The organism is Pantoea sp. GM_Pan_3 (genome assembly GCF_026541045.1).
Classification (GTDB): Bacteria; Pseudomonadota; Gammaproteobacteria; order Enterobacterales; family Enterobacteriaceae; genus Pantoea; species Pantoea anthophila.
Genome location: NZ_JALNVA010000008.1, coordinates 137,626 through 154,414 on the forward strand (window position 1 = coordinate 137,626; position 16,789 = coordinate 154,414).

A 16,789-nucleotide genomic window follows, 5' to 3' on the forward strand; every position below is an offset into this window, starting at 1 on the left:
TAATCGGGAGAATATCTGATGCGTCCAGCAGCTTTAGTGGTGGTGGCAGCCGTCGCGGGATTTATTGGCGGCAATGTTTTACAGCTGCCCGCTTTATTTGGTAAGGCCAGCGATAAACTGGCGGAGAATAAAACCGAGCCTGCCGACTTCTGGAGTACACCGGCAATTGAGGGGTATGGCAAAATACATTATGTCGATACGCCAGCCTTTAAACCCGGCACAACGACGGGCCTGAGTAATAAAATCGTCTTTCAGATCAACCGCAGTGAAGGGGATATTCGTAAGCCGAATCTCGGTCTGGAGCGCGTCGCGCGTGTAACCAACCTCTATTATGCGGCGGGTGTGCCGCTCGACCAGCTGAAATTTGTGGTATCCATTAATGGCGATGCGGTTTCATCTGCCCTGAATAATGCGCAGTTCAGCAAAGCCTACGGTGTCGATAACCCGAACCTGAAATTAATCAGCGAACTGAAAAAAGCAGGTGTGCAGGTCACTATCTGTGACCAGTCAGTGGCGTTTCATCAGCTGGAGCGTGACTGGATCGACCCGATGGTTACCCACACGATCTCCAGCGGCACAACAGTCGCCACCCTGGAAAACAGCGGTTACGCCTTCCTGATGCTCTGATCCTCCTGACAGCGGCGTCATCGCCGCTGTCATCTGCTGTGCTTTGCTTTTCCTGTAAGGCGGACCGGCCTTACTCCTTTCTTCTCACCGGATGCACCCTGTCGCTTCAGGCTGGCCTTAATTGCCGCGCCTCCCACGATAAAACGTCATGTTTACCGGGGTTCGGGACCACTATCTATCGTGCTTTTTCCCTGTCAGCAGAGAAGCCCTGATCATTAAATCAGTGCCAGGATAATTTGTATTTAGTCGGCTGAAATTTGTCTTAATGCTGCTCAAAAAGGCCAGCAGGGTGTAGACTTAAGCCCGGATTATCAGCTGGCTTTCATTAAAAAAATAATCAGGCATTCATGACATGACTTCCTTCTTCGGGGCGGCAACGCCATGCTAAAGCTGTTTCGGCCTAAAGCCGATTTGCGCAATCTGATCGCCCTGCTGGTCATTGTCAGTATTGTCATTACGCTCGCCAACACACTTTACGCCACCTGGCGGGTGCAGCGTCAGGTGCTGATCGATTCCACGCTTGAAGCTAACCGCGCCTATGCCGCCAAGCTCGCCTCTACCAGCGAAATCTTCTTCCAGCTGGCGCAGTCACAGCTGCACTTCAGCGCCAATCAGCTCAGCCGTGACTTCAATAATGATGCGTTGCTGAGCAGTGAGGTCAACCGCCTGCGTGAGCAGACAACGAGTTTTAACTCGGTGGTGGTGGTGGATGGGCAGGGCGTGGTCAAAGCGATCTCGCCTGAGTCCCTGACCCTGAAAGGCATGCATCTCACCAGTGATGCCTCGCGCGAAGCGCTGACGCTGCGGCAGCCGGCAATCAGCAAACCGACGCTGTCACCGGCCAACAATCTGTTGGTGTTTGTCTCGTGGCCAATCTGGAGCGAACAGGGCGACTATCTGGGCTACGTCGGCGGCACCATCTATCTGAAAAAGAAAAGTATTCTGAATGCGCTGCTGGGTGAACAGTTCTACCGCGATGGCACCACGGTCTATGTGCTCGACAGTAATAATGAGGTGCTGTATCACCAGAATCGTCAGCTGGTGGGCAAAACCCTGCCTGCCATCGTCAGTCCCAACGGTGAGGAGACTAACGGCTCGCTGATGATGACCGGTGCGGGAGAATCCACGCAGCTGGCAGGCTATGCCGTCGTTCCGACCACCGGCTGGACGGTGGTGGCCCTAAAGCCCATCAATGCCACGCTCGATCCGCTCTCCGGGCTGTTAATGAAAGTGCTGAAAAACTCGGTGCCGTTTGCGCTGCTGACCCTGCTGGTGGCTGTGGTGCTGGCGCGACTGATCGCCCGCCCGCTGTTTCAGCTGGCGCGCAAAGCCAGCCGGATGGATGCGCAGGGCGTCTCTAAGGAGATTGGCGGTATCAGCGCCTGGTATTTTGAGGCCGCACAGGTGAAGCGCGCGCTGCTCACCGGTATCGGCCTGGTGCAGGATAAAATTGGCCGTCTCAGCTCAGAAGCGCAGACCGATCCGCTCACCCAGCTGCTGAATCGCCGCGGGCTGAACGCGGTCCTGGAGTATTACCGCACGCTGCGCCAGCCTTTCGCGGTACTGGCGCTGGATATCGACCATTTCAAAAACGTTAACGACAGCTGGGGCCATGACGTCGGTGATCGGGTGATTCAGCAGGTGGCCAGCACGCTGCGTGCCAGCGCCCGTCACTCGGATGTGGTGTGCCGCAACGGCGGAGAGGAGTTTCTGATGCTGCTGCCAGGAACGTCGCTGGATGAAGCGCAGGTCATCGCAGAGCGGGTACGGCAGGGCATTGCAGAAGCCTGGCTCAGGGATGTGGGGCGGATTACCCTCTCTATCGGCGTCGCGGCCTGGAAAGGAACGCAGGATGCCGGGCTGGAAGTGAGCCTGAAACAGGCGGATGCCGCGCTTTATGAGGCAAAGAATGCCGGGCGCAACTGCGTTATCGTTGTCCGATCTTAACGGTTCGGAAAGCGGGGAGGGCGGGAAAAGAGAAAGAAGAAGGGCGCGGCACCCAGGCTACCGCGCCCTTAAGATCAGGCGGACTTAACGTAATCCAGCACCATGTCGTGGTGATTCGAGGTCTTGAAGTTATCAAACACTTTCTCAACCTTGCCCTCTGCATCCACCAGGAAGCTGATGCGATGAATGCCGTCATAGGTTTTACCCATAAACGTTTTTTCACCCCAGACGCCAAACGCCTGGCAGACTTCATGGTTTTCATCTGAGAGCAGGGTAAAGTTCAACAGCTCTTTTTCCGCAAAACGTGACAGTTTTTCCGGTTTGTCGGTGCTGATACCCAGCACTTCCACACCCGCTTTTTTCAACTCATCCATGTTGTCACGCAGACCGCACGCCTGCACGGTGCAACCTGGCGTCATCGCTTTCGGGTAGAAGTAGACCAGAACGCGCTGTCCCTGGAAGTCGGTCAGATTCACTTGTTCGCCGTCCTGATCGGGCAGGCTAAATGCGGGTGCGGTGTCACCGGCTTTCAGTGGATTCATCACATCTCTCCATTTTTTTATTCAGGCTGTGGGTAATACACCATCCAGCGAAAAACAACCAGAGGGAACGTTACCATCAGGGGGTATTTCACCACATAGCCGGTCACGTTTCAGTGGCAGTAATGTGGAGAAATAACTCCGGTTTATTTGCAAAGTTTAGCGCACCGCGCTGACAGATTCGCTGCTGTCGGCATCTGACACACTATAGAGGCGCAGCGTGCCCTGGGCATTCAGCTCCTGACACAGCGAATTGAACGCCTGCTCAAAGGTGGCGCCGCTGGTGCGTGTCGGACTGTGTGCCGTCATCTGAATATAGAGTGTCGGCGGCAAACCCTGTTGCGCGGGGGTGATGCGCGACACCAGTTCGGCCACGTTCATCTGATGCTTATCAATGAGATCGGTAAAGCGCTCGATGATGTGCGGTGAATCGGCGACCTCAACCTGGATAAAGGCGGTATCAGGCATCGGCGGGCGTAACCGCGCGTTGGTACGCTTCATGACGATCAGCAGCTCCAGCTCTGCCCCTTTCAGCGGCAGCGTCGATTCAATCAGCGTGATCGCATTCCAGCTGCCGGACAGCAGCATGATAAACGTGAACTCATCCCCGAGCATGGCAAGACGGCTGTCTTCAATATTGCAACCACAGCTGCTGACGTGTCGGGTAATGGTATTGACGATACCCGGGCGGTCAACACCGAGGGCGGTGATCACCAGATGATGGGGCTGAGATTGCGACAAAATGGCTTTTCCTCTGCTTTCGCTAATAACCATAAGGTAAACATAAAAAAAACTGCTGACAAGCGCGGGAATGGCGTGGCTTGCTTGCTTTTCCCTAAGCGTAAAACGTACCATGAAGCACTTGTTTGTCGAGGGGATCGCCAATGTTTACGGGAAGTATTGTTGCACTCGTTACGCCAATGGATGACAGCGGTAATGTCTGCCGGTCGAGTCTGAAAAAACTGATTGATTATCACGTCGCCAGCGGCACCGCGGCGATCGTTTCCGTCGGCACCACAGGCGAGTCTGCCACCCTGAGTCATGAAGAGCATGGCGATGTGGTGATGCTGACCCTGGAACTGGCCGATGGCCGTATTCCGGTGATTGCCGGAACCGGGGCTAATGCCACCGCTGAAGGCATCTCCCTGACGAAGCGTTTTGAACATTCCGGCGTGGTGGGTTGCCTGACCGTCACCCCTTACTATAACCGCCCGACGCAGGAAGGGCTGTTCCAGCACTTTAAAGCGATTGCTGACAGCACCAGCCTGCCACAGATGCTCTATAACGTTCCCTCACGTACCGGTTGTGACATGCTGCCGGAAACCGTTGCCCGCCTGGCCGAAATCAAAAATATTATCGGAATCAAAGAGGCAACCGGGAACTTATCGCGGGTTAGTCAGATCCAAGAGCTGGTTAATGAAGATTTCATTCTGGTGAGTGGCGATGACGCGACGGCACTGGACTTTATGCAACTGGGCGGCAAAGGCGTCATCTCGGTGACCGCGAACGTGGCTGCGCGCGAAATGGCGGAAGTCTGCCAGCTCGCACAGCAGGGCAATTTCGTCGAGGCACGCCGCCTGAATCAGCGTCTGATGCACCTGCACCAGACGCTTTTCTGTGAACCCAATCCTATCCCGGTGAAATGGGCAGCGAAGCAGCTGGGATTAATCGCTAACGACACGCTGCGTCTGCCAATGACGCCACTGACAGCAGCCAGCCAGCCGAAAGTGGAACAGGCGCTGGTGAAAGCGGGTTTGCGATAATTTAGGGAGTTTGAATGAATTACTCAGTAAAGCGGTCAACAATTGCCACAGTGGTGGGGCTTTCTACCCTGATGCTGTTGTCGGCCTGTTCAACCGATCAGCGTTATAAGCGCCAGGTCAGCGGCGACGAATCCTATCTTCAGGCCAGTGAACTGCATGAGCTGAAAGCGCCTGCCGGGATGATCCTGCCGGTGCAGCGTGGCGACTATGATGTGCCCCGCACCGCCAGTCAGGGCCCTACCGGCAAGCAGCTGGACATCCGTCCGCCAGCACAGCCGCTGGCACTGATGAACGGCACCCGCGCGCAGTTCAGTAACAACACCGGCGCGCTGATCATTGATAACAGCCGTGGCTCGGTCTGGTCGCAGGTCGTCAATGTGGTACAGTCCTACAAATTCCCGATCGCCTCCCGCAATGATGCCGGTCAGCAGCTGACGACCGACTGGGTTCAGTGGAACCGTGCGGATGAAGATCAGCAGTACCGCGGTCGCTATCAGATCAGCGTGCAGTCGCAGAGCTATCAGCAGCTGCTGACCGTGCGTCTGCTGGAGCTGCAGCAGGATGGGAAAACCATCACTTCACCTGCCCAGATCCAGCGTTACACCGCGCAGATGCTGAATGACATCAGCACCGGCATGGACAAGATCGATACCGCCAGTGAAAACGCGGCATCCGGCCGGGTGAACGGCGCGATCGATGTGCAGAGCGGTGCCGATGATACCGGTCTGCCTATGCTGATCCTGCGAACGCCTTACAACGTGGCCTGGCAGCGTCTGCCTGACGCAATGAAACGCGTTGGCATGGAGGTGACTGACACCACCCGCTCCACCGGCAGCATGAAGGTGACCTACAAATCACTGAGCAGCAGCGACTGGGATTCCGTGGGCGCGAAAGATCCGGAATTGCCGAACGGCGATTACAAAGTGCAGGTCGGCGATCTCGACAACCGCACCAGTCTGCAATTCATCGACCCGAAAGGGCATGTGCTGACCCAGTCGCAGAACGATGCGCTGGTGGCCGTGTTCCAGGCGGCGCTGAACAAATAAAGTTGCCTCAGGCCGGAGATTCTCCGGCCTTTTTATTTTGTTTTTGGCATAATAGCGCGCGGCGAAGTAAACGATTGCGTCAAGGCAATCGCCGCAGCGGCGCTGGCCGCTGAACACCCGTTATTTCAAGTCTGGAGTGAACAAGATGCAAAAGCGAGCTGAGTTGTATCGCGGTAAAGCGAAAACCGTATACAGCACCGATAACCCGGATCTGCTGATACTCGAATTCCGCAACGATACGTCAGCAGGTGATGGCGCCCGAATCGAGCAGTTTGATCGTAAGGGAATGGTTAACAATAAGTTTAACCACTTCATCATGACCAAATTGCAGGAAGCGGGTATCCCGACCCAGATGGAAGCGCTGCTGTCCGATAATGAGGCGCTGGTCAAGAAGCTGGAGATGGTACCGGTAGAGTGTGTGGTGCGTAACCGCGCCGCAGGATCGCTGGTAAAACGTCTGGGCGTGGAAGAGGGCATGGTGCTTAATCCGCCGCTGTTTGATCTTTTCCTGAAAGATGATGCAAAGCATGACCCGATGGTCAACGAATCCTACTGCGAAACCTTTGGCTGGGTCAGCAAACAGAACCTGGCGCGGATGCAGGAGCTGACCTTTAAAGCTAACGAGGTGCTGAGCAGGCTGTTCGACGAGGCGGGTCTGATTCTGGTCGACTTCAAACTGGAGTTTGGTCTGTTCAACGGTGAAGTGACGCTGGGCGATGAGTTTTCCCCGGACGGTGCGCGCCTGTGGGACAAAGAGACGCTGGATAAAATGGACAAAGACCGTTTCCGCCAGAGCCTGGGGGGTGTGGTGGAAGCCTATGAGGCGGTGGCACAGCGACTGGGCGTTAAACTCGACTGAGTCTGACGACCGTGCAGAACATAAAAAGGAGAGCCCCGGCTCTCCTTTTTTCATTTTGGCGTAAAGCTGGTGATTGCTTCGTCGCACAACTAAAATCATGCCATCTGAAGATTATCAAAGGGAGTAGAGCATGCGCTGGCAAGGGCGTCGCGAGAGCGACAATGTAGAGGACCGTCGCGATCAGTCATCCGGTTTTGGCGGCGGCGGACGCCAGATTCGTCTGCCACGTGGCAAAGGTGGCATCGTGCTGCTGATTGTGGTGGCGGTAGCAGGCTATTACGGTTACGACCTCACCGGACTGCTGACCGGCGGCGACGTGGCACCGACCAGCCAGCAGCAGCGCAGCGTCAGCGCCAATGATGATGAGGCGGCGAAATTCACGAAGGTGATTCTGGCCACCACTGAGGATACCTGGGGCAAACTGTTCCAGCAGATGAACAAGCAGTATGTGGCCCCGAAGCTGGTGATGTATCGCGGCGCAACCCGGACCGGCTGTGGCACCGGCCAGTCCGTGATGGGACCGTTTTACTGTCCTGCTGACCAGACCGTCTACATTGACCTCTCCTTCTACGACGAGATGAAGACGAAACTGGGCGCGGGCGGAGACTTTGCTCAGGGGTATGTGGTCGCTCATGAAGTGGGTCACCACGTGCAGAAGCTGCTGGGCATTGAGCCAAAAGTGCGTGAAATGCAGCAGGGCGCCAGCCAGACACAGGTCAATCAGCTCTCCGTCAAAATGGAACTGCAGGCGGACTGTTTTGCCGGTGTCTGGGGACACTACATGCAGAAGGAAAACATCCTGGAAGCGGGCGATCTACAGGAGGCGCTGAATGCTGCCGAGGCGATTGGTGATGATCGCCTGCAGCAGAAAGGTCAGGGGCGCGTGGTGCCGGACAGCTTTACCCACGGTACCTCTGAGCAGCGCTACACCTGGTTCAAGCGCGGATTTGATGGTGGCGATCCGGGACAGTGCAACACCTTCGCCAGCAACTGATGTCTCTGCCACAGCAGACGCAGCTAATGCAGCAGGCCGGTGTCCGTCGTCTGGCGGTGATCAGCGGCGACCCGGCCTGGTGTGTGATGCGGGCCGCAGAGTGGCGTGAAATGCTCCCGGGCGACTGGCTCCAGGTGGGCCCTGAACCGCTGTTTACAGGTCCCTCTGACGCTCCCGAACCGCATAAACCGCCGGGAGCGCTGCGAACGCTGCTTGGCCGTGAGTTTCATCACGCCATTTTTGACGCCCGACAGGGCTTTCATGCCGAGGCTTTCGCTGCGCTGGCGGGGACGCTCAGCGCCGGTAGCTGGCTGTTACTGCTGGTGCCGCCCTGGGGGCAGTGGTCGCAGCAGCCTGACGCCGATAGCCTGCGCTGGGCAGATGTTGCGGAACCGATCGCGACGCCCGGTTTTGTTCGCCATCTGCAACAGCTGATCATCGGCGATAAGCAGGTGCTGCTGGCGCGTCAGCATCAGCCTGACCGTTTTCCGCCCCCACCGGACTGGCCGCACTGGCACTGTCAGGCACCGCAACAGCAGCAGGCGATACTCGATCAACTGGCGACGATGCCTTCCGGCGTCGCGGTCCTGACGGCCGCCCGCGGACGGGGCAAATCGGCGCTGGCGGGCATGCTGGCCCGGCAGAACGGGCAGTGTCTGGTGACCGCCCCAGCCAGAGCCTCCACGGAAGTGCTGGCGGCCTTTGCTGCTGAGGCTTTCCATTTTATGGCCCCGGATGCTCTGCTGGCGTCTGATCCCCTACCAGCGGCGTCGTGGCTGATCGTGGATGAAGCGGCGGCCATCCCGGCTCCGCTGCTGCAGGCGCTGGTCAGCCGCTATCCCCGCGTCCTGCTGACTACCACCGTGCAGGGCTACGAGGGGAGCGGGCGCGGGTTTATCCTTAAATTCTGTGCCGGGCTGCCGCAGGCACGCTACTTCACGCTGGATGAGCCGCTGCGCTGGTCGCGTCACGATCCGCTGGAGCAGTGGCTGAATGCGGCGCTGCTGTTTGAGGATGCTGCTGCCATCACGCCCGCTTCTGCCGTGACGCCACACCCGGTCCCGCGTCACGATTTCCCCATGCTGGAGGCCGCCTATCGTCTGCTGACCAGCGCGCATTACCGCACCTCGCCGCTCGATCTGCGCCGCCTGCTGGATGCTCCGGGTATGCAGCTGTGGCGGGCAGGGGAGCCGCCGGGTCTGCAGGGGGCGCTCTGGCTGGTGGAGGAGGGCGGGCTGGAGCCCGCCCTGGCGCAGGCGGTCTGGGCAGGTACCCGGCGACCGCGCGGCAATCTGGTGGCGCAGTCACTGGCCGCACACGCGGGTCTGGCTGAGGCGGCGACCCTGCGCTCGCTGCGCATCAGCCGGATTGCCGTGGCGGCGGAGAGCCGCCGTCGGGGAATGGGGCAGCAGCTCGTGGCCGCCGCCGCCCGCGCCGCCGCCGATCGCGACTACCTCTCGGTCAGCTTCGGCTACACTGAATCTCTCTGGTCATTCTGGCGCGCCTGCGGTTTTACGCTGGTACGGATTGGCAGTCAGCGTGAGGCCAGCAGCGGCTGTTATGCGGCGATGGCCATCCTGCCCTGTTCTGCAGCCGGCGAGGCATTGCAGCGTCGCGCGGCAGACCAGCTGGCGCGTGACTGGCCGCTTCTGCGCCAGCACATCGCGCTGGATCTGCAGTTTGAGGCGAGGTGTGATGATGGATGGCGTGCGCAGGACATCCCGCTGGCCGCGGGTTTTGCCTGGGCGCAGCGCCCACTGGAAGCGAGCCTGCCGGTGTTGCAGCGTCTGGTGGCGGCCAGTGCGGCCCCAGACTCACTGCTGGCTGCAGCGGTAAGCACACCGGATGCGTTAAGCGGGCTGGCACACCAGGCGGGCATAAGCGGACGCAAGGCGCTGATTTCGGTACTGCGTCAGCAGGCGGCAGCCGCCCTGGAAAGTCTGGGCATTCGGCAGGATGCGCTGCACCCGTCGTTGAAATAATTCGACCAGCGGGTTCAAATAATCCTCATATCATTCTTTGCCAGCTGGCGTAGAGTGAATAACGGAGGTCACTATGACACTGAAATATGTAATCGTTCAACAGCCTGCCACCACGGCTCAGCTGTTTCTGCTCTACCATGGCGTAGGCGATAACCCGGATTCTATGGGTGAGATTGGCAGCTGGTTTGCCCGGACATTTCCTGAGGCGCTGGTGGTTTCTGTTGGCTCGCCGGCTGCGGGCCGTCAGTGGTTCAGCGAGGCTGAACTGCACGATATGACGCTACAGCAGCGGGTTAACGCGGCGATGCCACAGTTTGTGGAATCTGTGCGTCACTGGCAGAAAAAAAGCGGTGTGCGCCCGGAAGCGACGGCGTTAATCGGTTTTTCCCAGGGCGGCAGTATGGTGCTGGAAGGGGTAAAAGCCCATTCCGATCTGGCCGGCCGCGCGGTAGTGTTCAACGGCCGGTTTATTACCCTGCCGGAGAAAGCCAGCACCCGTACCACGGTTCACCTGATCCACGGTGATTATGATGAGCAGATTCCGGTGTTTCATGCGCAGCAGGCGGAGCAGCGACTCACCGCCAGCGGGGGCGACGTCACGCTCGATATCGTCGACGATCTGGCGCACGCTATTGATGACCGCAGCATGACGCTGGCGCTGAATCATCTGCGCTACACGGTGCCAAAACGCTACTTCGATGAAGCATTAAGCGGGGCAAAACCCGGTGACGATGATGTCATTGCGATGATGTAAAAATGCCCCTGCAGAGCAGGGGCATTTTCGTTACTTCTTCTTCGGCCAGTCGTCTTCGTCATCCCACTTATCGTTAAAGTCACGGTGGGGCGGCAGGTCAGGTTTGTTATCCATGAATTTTTTATGGTCGATCCGTTTCAGATCTTTATAGACATTCATCAGCACGCCAACCATCAGCAGGATCACCAGGATCCACCAGTAATCTTTGATAAATTCCATTTGCTGCTCCTTAACATCGCCATCAGGCGATCAGTTGTTCCATGATGCGTTGGTACATCCGGCTTAGCATCTGCAGGTCGGAAGCTTTCACACACTCATTGATTTTATGAATGGTGGCATTCACCGGCCCCAGTTCCACCACCTGCGCTCCCATCCGGGCGATAAACCGGCCATCGGAGGTGCCGCCCGTCGTCAGCAGCTGCGGCTTAATTTCATTATAGTGCGCTACCGCTTTCACGACGGCATCAACCAGCTTTCCGCGTGAGGTCAGGAAGGGCTGACCTGAAAGTTTCCACTCAATGGTGTAACGCAGCTGGTGACGATCCAGCAGTTCTGCGACCCGCTGGCGGATCATCTCATCGGTGAGTTCGGTGCTGAAGCGGAAGTTGAACTGCACAAACAGCTCGCCGGGGATCACATTGTTGCTGCCGGTGCCCGCCTGGACGTTGGCAATCTGCATACTGGTGGCCGGGAAGAACTCATTACCCTGATCCCACTCCGTCGCCACCAGCTCATTCAGGGCAGGCATCGCGCGGTGAACCGGGTTGTCAGCCAGATGCGGATAGGCAACGTGACCCTGCACGCCATGTACCATCAGGTTGGCGGTGATCGAGCCGCGTCGGCCATTTTTCACCACGTCACCCACCACTTCGGTGCTGGAAGGCTCACCGACCAGGCAGTAGTCGAGGCGTTCCCGGCGCGCCACCAGCCGTTCCACCACTTTTACCGTGCCGTTGGCACCGCTGGCCTCTTCGTCAGAGGTGATCAGAAAGGCGAGTCGCCCTCTGTGATGGGGGCGGGCTGCCACAAAACGCTCGGCCGCGACGACCATGGCCGCCAGCGATCCTTTCATGTCTGCCGCACCGCGACCAAACAGCATGCCGTCGCGGATGGTGGGTTCAAACGGCGGGTTAATCCAGCGGCTGGCATCGCCCGGCGGCACCACATCGGTGTGACCAGCAAACGCCAGCGTTTCCCCTTCGCCACGGGTGGCCCAGAAGTTCAGGGTATCGTCGATGTTCATCGTCTCAATCTGAAAGCCAATGGCTTCAAGACGGGCGATCAGCAAAGCCTGACATCCGGCATCATCGGGGCTGAGAGAGGGACGACGAATAAGCTGCTGCGTCAGCTCAATGACCGGGCAAAACATATTATGGCTTCTCCTGAATAGCATTCTGATAGGTGGCTTCGCTGAAACCGGCGAGCAGGCTGCCATCCGGGGCGCGCAACAGCGGACGCTTAATCATGGCGGGATGCGCCAGCATCAGCGCTTTGGCGCTGCGGGCATCGGTCACCGCGTCGCGGTCAGCCTCGGGCAGTTTACGCCAGGTAGTGCCGCGGGTGTTGAGCAGGGCTTCGTAGCCCAGCGCATCGATAAATTCCTGCAGCAGTGCATCGCTCAGGCCGTCGGCCCGGTAATCGTGAAAGTGATAATCAACGCCTGCATCTGTTAAAAAGCGCCGGGCTTTTTTTATGGTGTCGCAATTTTTTATCCCGAACATCACCCACTGCGTGCACATCGCCTGATCCTTATTGTTATGAAGCGCGTTAAGTTGAAAAAGCAGCCAAAGCGCGAGTTTAGCATAGTGTGATCCGTTGCGGCATCTGCCCTGACGGCTGATAGTGCGTAAAGCGAGTCTCAGGCAGAGGATCATTTCCTCCCGGGTAAACGCTATCAATTCAGCGGGCAATCATTACCCTGCTCATCATTTCGCGATTAAGAATTTCGCCATGTTGAAAAAATCGTCTACCGCTGGGTTAATCGCGAAATATTTCCTGCGTAGTTAGGAGGTTGCTGAAATGTGCGTCAGCTTACAAAATCCGCAATATTCATGTTTTCATCGCTGCTGCCGATAGTGATAACAGGTGTAAACGTATTCACCTGGCGAAAAAAAACGCGTAATATTGCCAGCACAATAAGAGAGGGCATTATGATTGACACTGAAATGGGAACCTGGAAAGAATTCATCGAAGCGATGTTACGCAACAAGTAACACGTGGAGATTAAAGCAGGACATTCCCGCTTGCTGACATTCTTACCACACACAGAAATAAGGCGGCCGCTGATCTCAGGGGCCGCTTTTTATTGGCTCCGCATTCAGTCATGCGGCTTCTCTTTAAGCGGGAAGCGACGGCGTACCAGCACAAAGAACAGCGGCACGAAATAGATCGCCAGCAGCGTCGCGGAGATCATGCCGCCCATCACGCCGGTTCCCACGGCATGCTGGCTGCCGGAGCCTGCTCCGCTGCTGATCGCCATAGGCAGCACGCCAAAGATAAAGGCCAGTGACGTCATGATGATGGGCCGCAGGCGCTGACGCGACGCCTCCAGCGTAGACTCCACCAGCTCACGCCCTTTACTGTTCATCTCACTGGCAAACTCGACAATCAGGATGGCGTTTTTCGCCGACAGGCCGATCACCGTCAGCAGGCCCACCTGAAAATAGACATCATTTTCCAGCCCGCGCAGCCAGGTGGCGATCAGCGCCCCGACGACGCCGAGCGGCACCACCAGCATCACCGAGAAAGGAATCGACCAGCTCTCATAGAGCGCGGCCAGGCAGAGAAAGACCACCAGCAGCGAAATGGCATAGAGCGCCGGGGCCTGTGAGCCGGAGAGGCGCTCCTGATAAGAGGCGCCACTCCACTGGAAGCCGACACCCAGCGGCAGGGCGTTAACCAGCTTCTCCATCTCATCCATGGCAGCGCCGCTGCTCACGCCACTGGCGGCTTCGCCCACGATCTCCAGCGATGAGTAGCCGTTATAACGCTCAAGGCGTGGCGAACCGGTCTCCCAGCGGCTGGTGGCAAAGGCGGAGAAGGGCACCATTTTGCCGCTGCTGTTGCGGACATACCATTTGTCAATGTCGTCCGGTAGCATGCGGAACGGAGCGGCGGCCTGCACATAGACCTTTTTCACCCGGCCGCGATCCAGAAAATCGTTGACATAGCTGGAGCCCCACGCGGTGGTCAGGGTGTCGTTGATGGTATCCAGTGACACGCCCAGCGCCTGCGCTTTGCGCGCATCCACATCGATCTGCAACTGCGGGCTGTCATCCAGGCCATTGTGCCGCACCCGCGACAGCGCCTTATCGTTGCCCGCCATCTCCAGCAGCCTGTCACGCATCGCCATCAGCTGGGTATGACCGATGCCACCGTGATCCTGCAACTGCAGGTCAAAGCCGGAACTGCTGCCCATACCGGTAATCGCGGGGGGACTGCTGGCTATCACCCGGCCCTCTTTGATCTGCTGAAAGGCTTTGGTCGCGCGCTCGATAATCGCAAAGGAGGTGCGATCGTCACCGGGCCGCTCCTCCCAGTTTTTCAGCCGCACAAACAGACGCGCGACGTTCTGTCCGTTGCCGCCCGGGCCTGCACCGATGGTGGAGAAGACCGACAGTATGTTCGCTTTCTCCTGAGTCAGATAGTAGTGCTCCACCCTGGCGACCACGCGAGCGGTCTGTTCCAGCGTCGAGCCCGCCGGCAGCTGCACCTGCGTCAGGAATACGCCGCGATCTTCCAGCGGCAGAAACGAGGTGGGCAGGCGCAGAAACAGAAAGGCCATCAGGCCGATAAGGCCGAGATAGAGCAGCAGCCAGCGACCGCCGCGGCGCAGAATCGCCGCGACCCCGCGCTCATAGCGGTCAGCATTGCGGTTGAAGTGACGATTGAACCAGCCAAAAAAGCCGCGCGCCGCATGCTGTTCGCCCTGTGCCACCGGCCTGAGCAGCGTGGCGCAGAGTGCCGGTGTCAGGATCATCGCCACCAGCACTGACAGCACCATCGCCGACACGATGGTGATGGAGAACTGACGGTAAATCGCGCCGACGGTTCCGCCAAAAAATGCCATCGGCACAAACACGGCTGACAGCACCAGCGCGATACCGACCAGCGCGCCCTGAATCTGGCCCATCGATTTCCGGGTGGCGGCCCGCGGCGAGAGTCCCTCTTCGCGCATGATACGTTCCACGTTTTCCACCACCACGATGGCATCATCCACCAGTAACCCGATCGCCAGCACCATGGCAAACATGGTCAGGGTGTTGATGCTGAATCCGCAGGCGTAGAGCACGCTGAAGGTGCCAAACAGCACCACCGGCACCGCAATGGTCGGAATGAGGGTGGCGCGAAAATTCTGCATGAACAGGTACATCACGCCAAACACCAGCACGATCGCCTCCAGCAGCGTCTTCACCACATCGGTAATTGACGCTTTGACGAACGGCGAGGTTTCATAGGCCACTTTTGCTTCCAGCCCGTGCGGGAAGTAGTGCGACAGCTCCTCAATGCGCGCCCGCACCAGCTTATCGGTGTTCATCTCGTTGGCGCCGGAGGCGAGCTTTACCCCCAGCCCCGAGGCGGGCTGACCATTGTAGCGGCTCAGATAATCATACTTTTCCGCCCCCAGCGCCACGCTGGCGACATCGCCCAGCGTCACCACGGAACCGTCAGGATTGTTCTTCAGGGTGATAGCCCGGAACTGCTCCGGGGTCTGCAGCATCGACTGCGCATTGACCGTAGCGTTCAGCGCCTGCTTCTCCACCGAGGGCAGGCCTCCGACCTGACCCACGGCAACCTGGGTGTTCTGCGACTGAATAGCGCTGACCACATCCCCGGTGGTCAGGGCATAGGCGATAAGCTTGTTGGGATCGAGCCAGATGCGCATCGCGTATTGCGAGCCGTAGGCGTCCACCTGGCCCACGCCATCAATGCGGCTCAGGGGGTCCTGAATGTTGCTGGCGACATAGTCTGCAATATCCTGCTTATCCATGCTGCCGTCGGTGGAGACGAAAGCCACCATCAGAATGTTACTGTCACCGGTTTTGTTCACCGTGACGCCCTGTGACTGCACCGCCTGTGGCAATTTGCGCAGCGCAGACTGCAACTGGTTCTGCACCTGCTGACGCGCTTCATCAGGATCGGTTCCGGCGGTAAAGGTGAGGGTGATTTGCGCCTGGCCGGTGTTGCTGCTGTTGGAGGACATGTACATCAGGTTATCGATGCCGGTCATGTTCTGCTCGATCACCTGGGTGACCGTATTTTCCAGCGTCTGGGCCGATGCGCCTGGATAGTTAGCGGTAATGCGAACATTGGGCGGGGCCAGGTCGGGGTACTGCTCAATGGGCAGTGACCTGATCGACAGCGTGCCGCACAGGCACAGCAGAATCGCCAGCACCCAGGCAAAGATGGGGCGGTCGATAAAGAAATTCGACATTAAACCGACACTCCTCACGACAGTTAAAATCGACCAGGCCTGCCCGCTACGGGCGCACTGACAGACAAATCGGATGTGCTTTGCCACGATTCGCCGCCGCCATTCACTCTACGTGCGGCAGCGGGGGAAATCGTGGAGAAATTGAGGAGAAAGTGTAAATTCGTTGGCTATTTGCGGCTTTCCAGCCACATCACCGTGGCGGCGACGCGCGAACGCACATCCAGCTTGCGCAGCAGATTGCGGATATGCACTTTTACCGTCTCTTCCGAGATGTGCAGAATAGCGGCAATCTCCTTATTTGAAAGGCCGCGCGCGACCTCCTGCAGCACATCCCGCTCGCGATCGGTGAGCTGACGCAGCGGATCGGCGCTGTGCTGGCGATTCGTCAGATAGCTGGCGACGCCTTCACTGAAGACTTTTTCGCCTCGCGAAGCCTGCAGAATATGCGCCAGCAGGATCTCCGGTTCGCTGTCCTTGAGCAGATAGCCATCGGCACCGGCATCCACCATCGCAAAAATGTCACTGCGGGCATCAGAAACGGTCAGCACCAGAATGCGGGCGCTGATCCCTTCATGGCGCAGCGCCTTCAGCGTGTCCAGCCCGGACATGCCTTTCATATTCAGGTCGAGCAGAATGATGTCGGGCTCCTGACGGCGCGCCTCGGCCAGCGCCTCTGTGCCGTTATTCGCTTCGGCGACCACCGTCAGTTGCGGCTCCAGCGCCAGCAGCTGACGAATACCGCGACGCATCAGCGGGTGGTCATCCACAATCATCAGGGTTAATGCGGGTTGTTGCATAGTCTCTCCGTTTATCGGTTCAGTGAAACCGACAGTCTGTTCTGGCG

The 16,789-nt window shown here is 58.1% G+C and carries 15 protein-coding genes; 8 read left to right on the plus strand and 7 right to left on the minus strand.

Features of this window, described 5'->3' with window-relative positions; genetic code table 11:
• Positions 1 to 18 precede the first annotated feature (18 nt).
• Entirely contained in the window at positions 19 to 627 is a 609-nt protein-coding gene (locus OXR04_RS19625; protein WP_009088786.1) for a DsrE family protein, read from the plus strand.
• A 381-nt stretch (positions 628 to 1,008) separates the two neighbouring features.
• Positions 1,009 to 2,574, plus strand: a complete 1,566-nt coding sequence (locus OXR04_RS19630; protein ID WP_009088788.1) for a sensor domain-containing diguanylate cyclase — start codon at positions 1,009 to 1,011, stop codon at positions 2,572 to 2,574.
• 74 nt (positions 2,575 to 2,648) lie between these two features.
• On the opposite strand, the gene bcp is transcribed toward OXR04_RS19630, so the two are convergent.
• Together bcp and OXR04_RS19640 are read right to left on the minus strand one after the other, a co-directional pair.
• On the minus strand, positions 2,649 to 3,116 hold the full coding sequence (gene bcp / locus OXR04_RS19635; RefSeq protein WP_009088790.1) for a thioredoxin-dependent thiol peroxidase: 468 nt from the start codon (positions 3,114 to 3,116) through the stop codon (positions 2,649 to 2,651).
• A 156-nt stretch (positions 3,117 to 3,272) separates the two neighbouring features.
• The gene (locus OXR04_RS19640) at positions 3,273 to 3,854 is read right to left on the minus strand and encodes a glycine cleavage system transcriptional repressor (RefSeq protein ID WP_267372627.1); all 582 of its coding nucleotides are present in this window, start codon (positions 3,852 to 3,854) and stop codon (positions 3,273 to 3,275) included.
• A gap of 143 nt (positions 3,855 to 3,997) precedes the next feature.
• Here OXR04_RS19640 and dapA point away from each other — a divergent pair, with 143 nt between their 5' ends.
• The 6 genes from dapA (at position 3,998) to ypfH (ending at position 10,511) form a co-directional block, all read left to right on the plus strand.
• Positions 3,998 to 4,876: a 4-hydroxy-tetrahydrodipicolinate synthase gene (dapA, locus tag OXR04_RS19645; RefSeq protein WP_009088794.1), complete on the plus strand. Its 879-nt coding sequence runs from the start codon at positions 3,998 to 4,000 to the stop codon at positions 4,874 to 4,876.
• A 14-nt stretch (positions 4,877 to 4,890) separates the two neighbouring features.
• Complete coding sequence (bamC, locus tag OXR04_RS19650) at positions 4,891 to 5,922, plus strand: outer membrane protein assembly factor BamC (protein WP_009088796.1); 1,032 nt, start codon at positions 4,891 to 4,893, stop codon at positions 5,920 to 5,922.
• 145 nt (positions 5,923 to 6,067) lie between these two features.
• On the plus strand, positions 6,068 to 6,781 hold the full coding sequence (gene purC / locus OXR04_RS19655; protein WP_267372628.1) for a phosphoribosylaminoimidazolesuccinocarboxamide synthase: 714 nt from the start codon (positions 6,068 to 6,070) through the stop codon (positions 6,779 to 6,781).
• 130 nt (positions 6,782 to 6,911) lie between these two features.
• The gene (locus OXR04_RS19660; RefSeq protein ID WP_009088799.1) at positions 6,912 to 7,775 is read left to right on the plus strand and encodes a neutral zinc metallopeptidase; all 864 of its coding nucleotides are present in this window, start codon (positions 6,912 to 6,914) and stop codon (positions 7,773 to 7,775) included.
• Positions 7,775 to 9,757: a GNAT family N-acetyltransferase gene (locus tag OXR04_RS19665; protein ID WP_267372664.1), complete on the plus strand. Its 1,983-nt coding sequence runs from the start codon at positions 7,775 to 7,777 to the stop codon at positions 9,755 to 9,757. The genes OXR04_RS19660 and OXR04_RS19665 overlap by 1 nt, the downstream gene beginning before the upstream one ends.
• A 73-nt stretch (positions 9,758 to 9,830) precedes the next feature.
• Positions 9,831 to 10,511, plus strand: a complete 681-nt coding sequence (gene ypfH / locus OXR04_RS19670) for an esterase (RefSeq protein WP_009088803.1) — start codon at positions 9,831 to 9,833, stop codon at positions 10,509 to 10,511.
• A 30-nt stretch (positions 10,512 to 10,541) separates the two neighbouring features.
• Here the strand turns inward: ypfH and OXR04_RS19675 are convergent, their stop codons facing one another.
• The 5 genes from OXR04_RS19675 to OXR04_RS19695 form a co-directional block, all read right to left on the minus strand.
• Complete coding sequence (locus OXR04_RS19675) at positions 10,542 to 10,730, minus strand: YpfN family protein (RefSeq protein ID WP_009088805.1); 189 nt, start codon at positions 10,728 to 10,730, stop codon at positions 10,542 to 10,544.
• Positions 10,731 to 10,752: 22 nt separating this feature from the next.
• Positions 10,753 to 11,880, minus strand: a complete 1,128-nt coding sequence (gene dapE, locus OXR04_RS19680; protein WP_267372629.1) for a succinyl-diaminopimelate desuccinylase — start codon at positions 11,878 to 11,880, stop codon at positions 10,753 to 10,755.
• Between the two features lies 1 nt (position 11,881).
• Positions 11,882 to 12,250, minus strand: coding sequence for an ArsC family reductase (locus OXR04_RS19685; protein WP_009088808.1), 369 nt, complete (start codon positions 12,248 to 12,250; stop codon positions 11,882 to 11,884).
• 578 nt (positions 12,251 to 12,828) lie between these two features.
• Positions 12,829 to 15,945, minus strand: a complete 3,117-nt coding sequence (acrD, locus tag OXR04_RS19690; RefSeq protein ID WP_267372630.1) for a multidrug efflux RND transporter permease AcrD — start codon at positions 15,943 to 15,945, stop codon at positions 12,829 to 12,831.
• 167 nt (positions 15,946 to 16,112) lie between these two features.
• Positions 16,113 to 16,742 carry a response regulator gene (locus OXR04_RS19695; RefSeq protein ID WP_058957420.1) on the minus strand — a complete coding sequence of 210 codons (630 nt, stop codon included), beginning with the start codon at positions 16,740 to 16,742 and terminating at the stop codon, positions 16,113 to 16,115.
• Between the last annotated feature and the right edge of the window lie 47 nt (positions 16,743 to 16,789).

Coding starts and splice junctions, on each gene's coding strand:
- OXR04_RS19625 (WP_009088786.1), top strand. CDS start 19: ATGCGTCCAGCAGCTTTAGTGGTGGTGGCAGCCGTCGCGGGATTTATT.
- OXR04_RS19630 (WP_009088788.1), top strand. CDS start 1,009: ATGCTAAAGCTGTTTCGGCCTAAAGCCGATTTGCGCAATCTGATCGCC.
- bcp (WP_009088790.1), bottom strand. CDS start 3,116: ATGAATCCACTGAAAGCCGGTGACACCGCACCCGCATTTAGCCTGCCC.
- dapA (WP_009088794.1), top strand. CDS start 3,998: ATGTTTACGGGAAGTATTGTTGCACTCGTTACGCCAATGGATGACAGC.
- bamC (WP_009088796.1), top strand. CDS start 4,891: ATGAATTACTCAGTAAAGCGGTCAACAATTGCCACAGTGGTGGGGCTT.
- purC (WP_267372628.1), top strand. CDS start 6,068: ATGCAAAAGCGAGCTGAGTTGTATCGCGGTAAAGCGAAAACCGTATAC.
- OXR04_RS19660 (WP_009088799.1), top strand. CDS start 6,912: ATGCGCTGGCAAGGGCGTCGCGAGAGCGACAATGTAGAGGACCGTCGC.
- OXR04_RS19665 (WP_267372664.1), top strand. CDS start 7,775: ATGTCTCTGCCACAGCAGACGCAGCTAATGCAGCAGGCCGGTGTCCGT.
- ypfH (WP_009088803.1), top strand. CDS start 9,831: ATGACACTGAAATATGTAATCGTTCAACAGCCTGCCACCACGGCTCAG.
- OXR04_RS19675 (WP_009088805.1), bottom strand. CDS start 10,730: ATGGAATTTATCAAAGATTACTGGTGGATCCTGGTGATCCTGCTGATG.
- dapE (WP_267372629.1), bottom strand. CDS start 11,880: ATGTTTTGCCCGGTCATTGAGCTGACGCAGCAGCTTATTCGTCGTCCC.
- OXR04_RS19685 (WP_009088808.1), bottom strand. CDS start 12,250: ATGTGCACGCAGTGGGTGATGTTCGGGATAAAAAATTGCGACACCATA.
- acrD (WP_267372630.1), bottom strand. CDS start 15,945: ATGTCGAATTTCTTTATCGACCGCCCCATCTTTGCCTGGGTGCTGGCG.
- OXR04_RS19695 (WP_058957420.1), bottom strand. CDS start 16,742: ATGCAACAACCCGCATTAACCCTGATGATTGTGGATGACCACCCGCTG.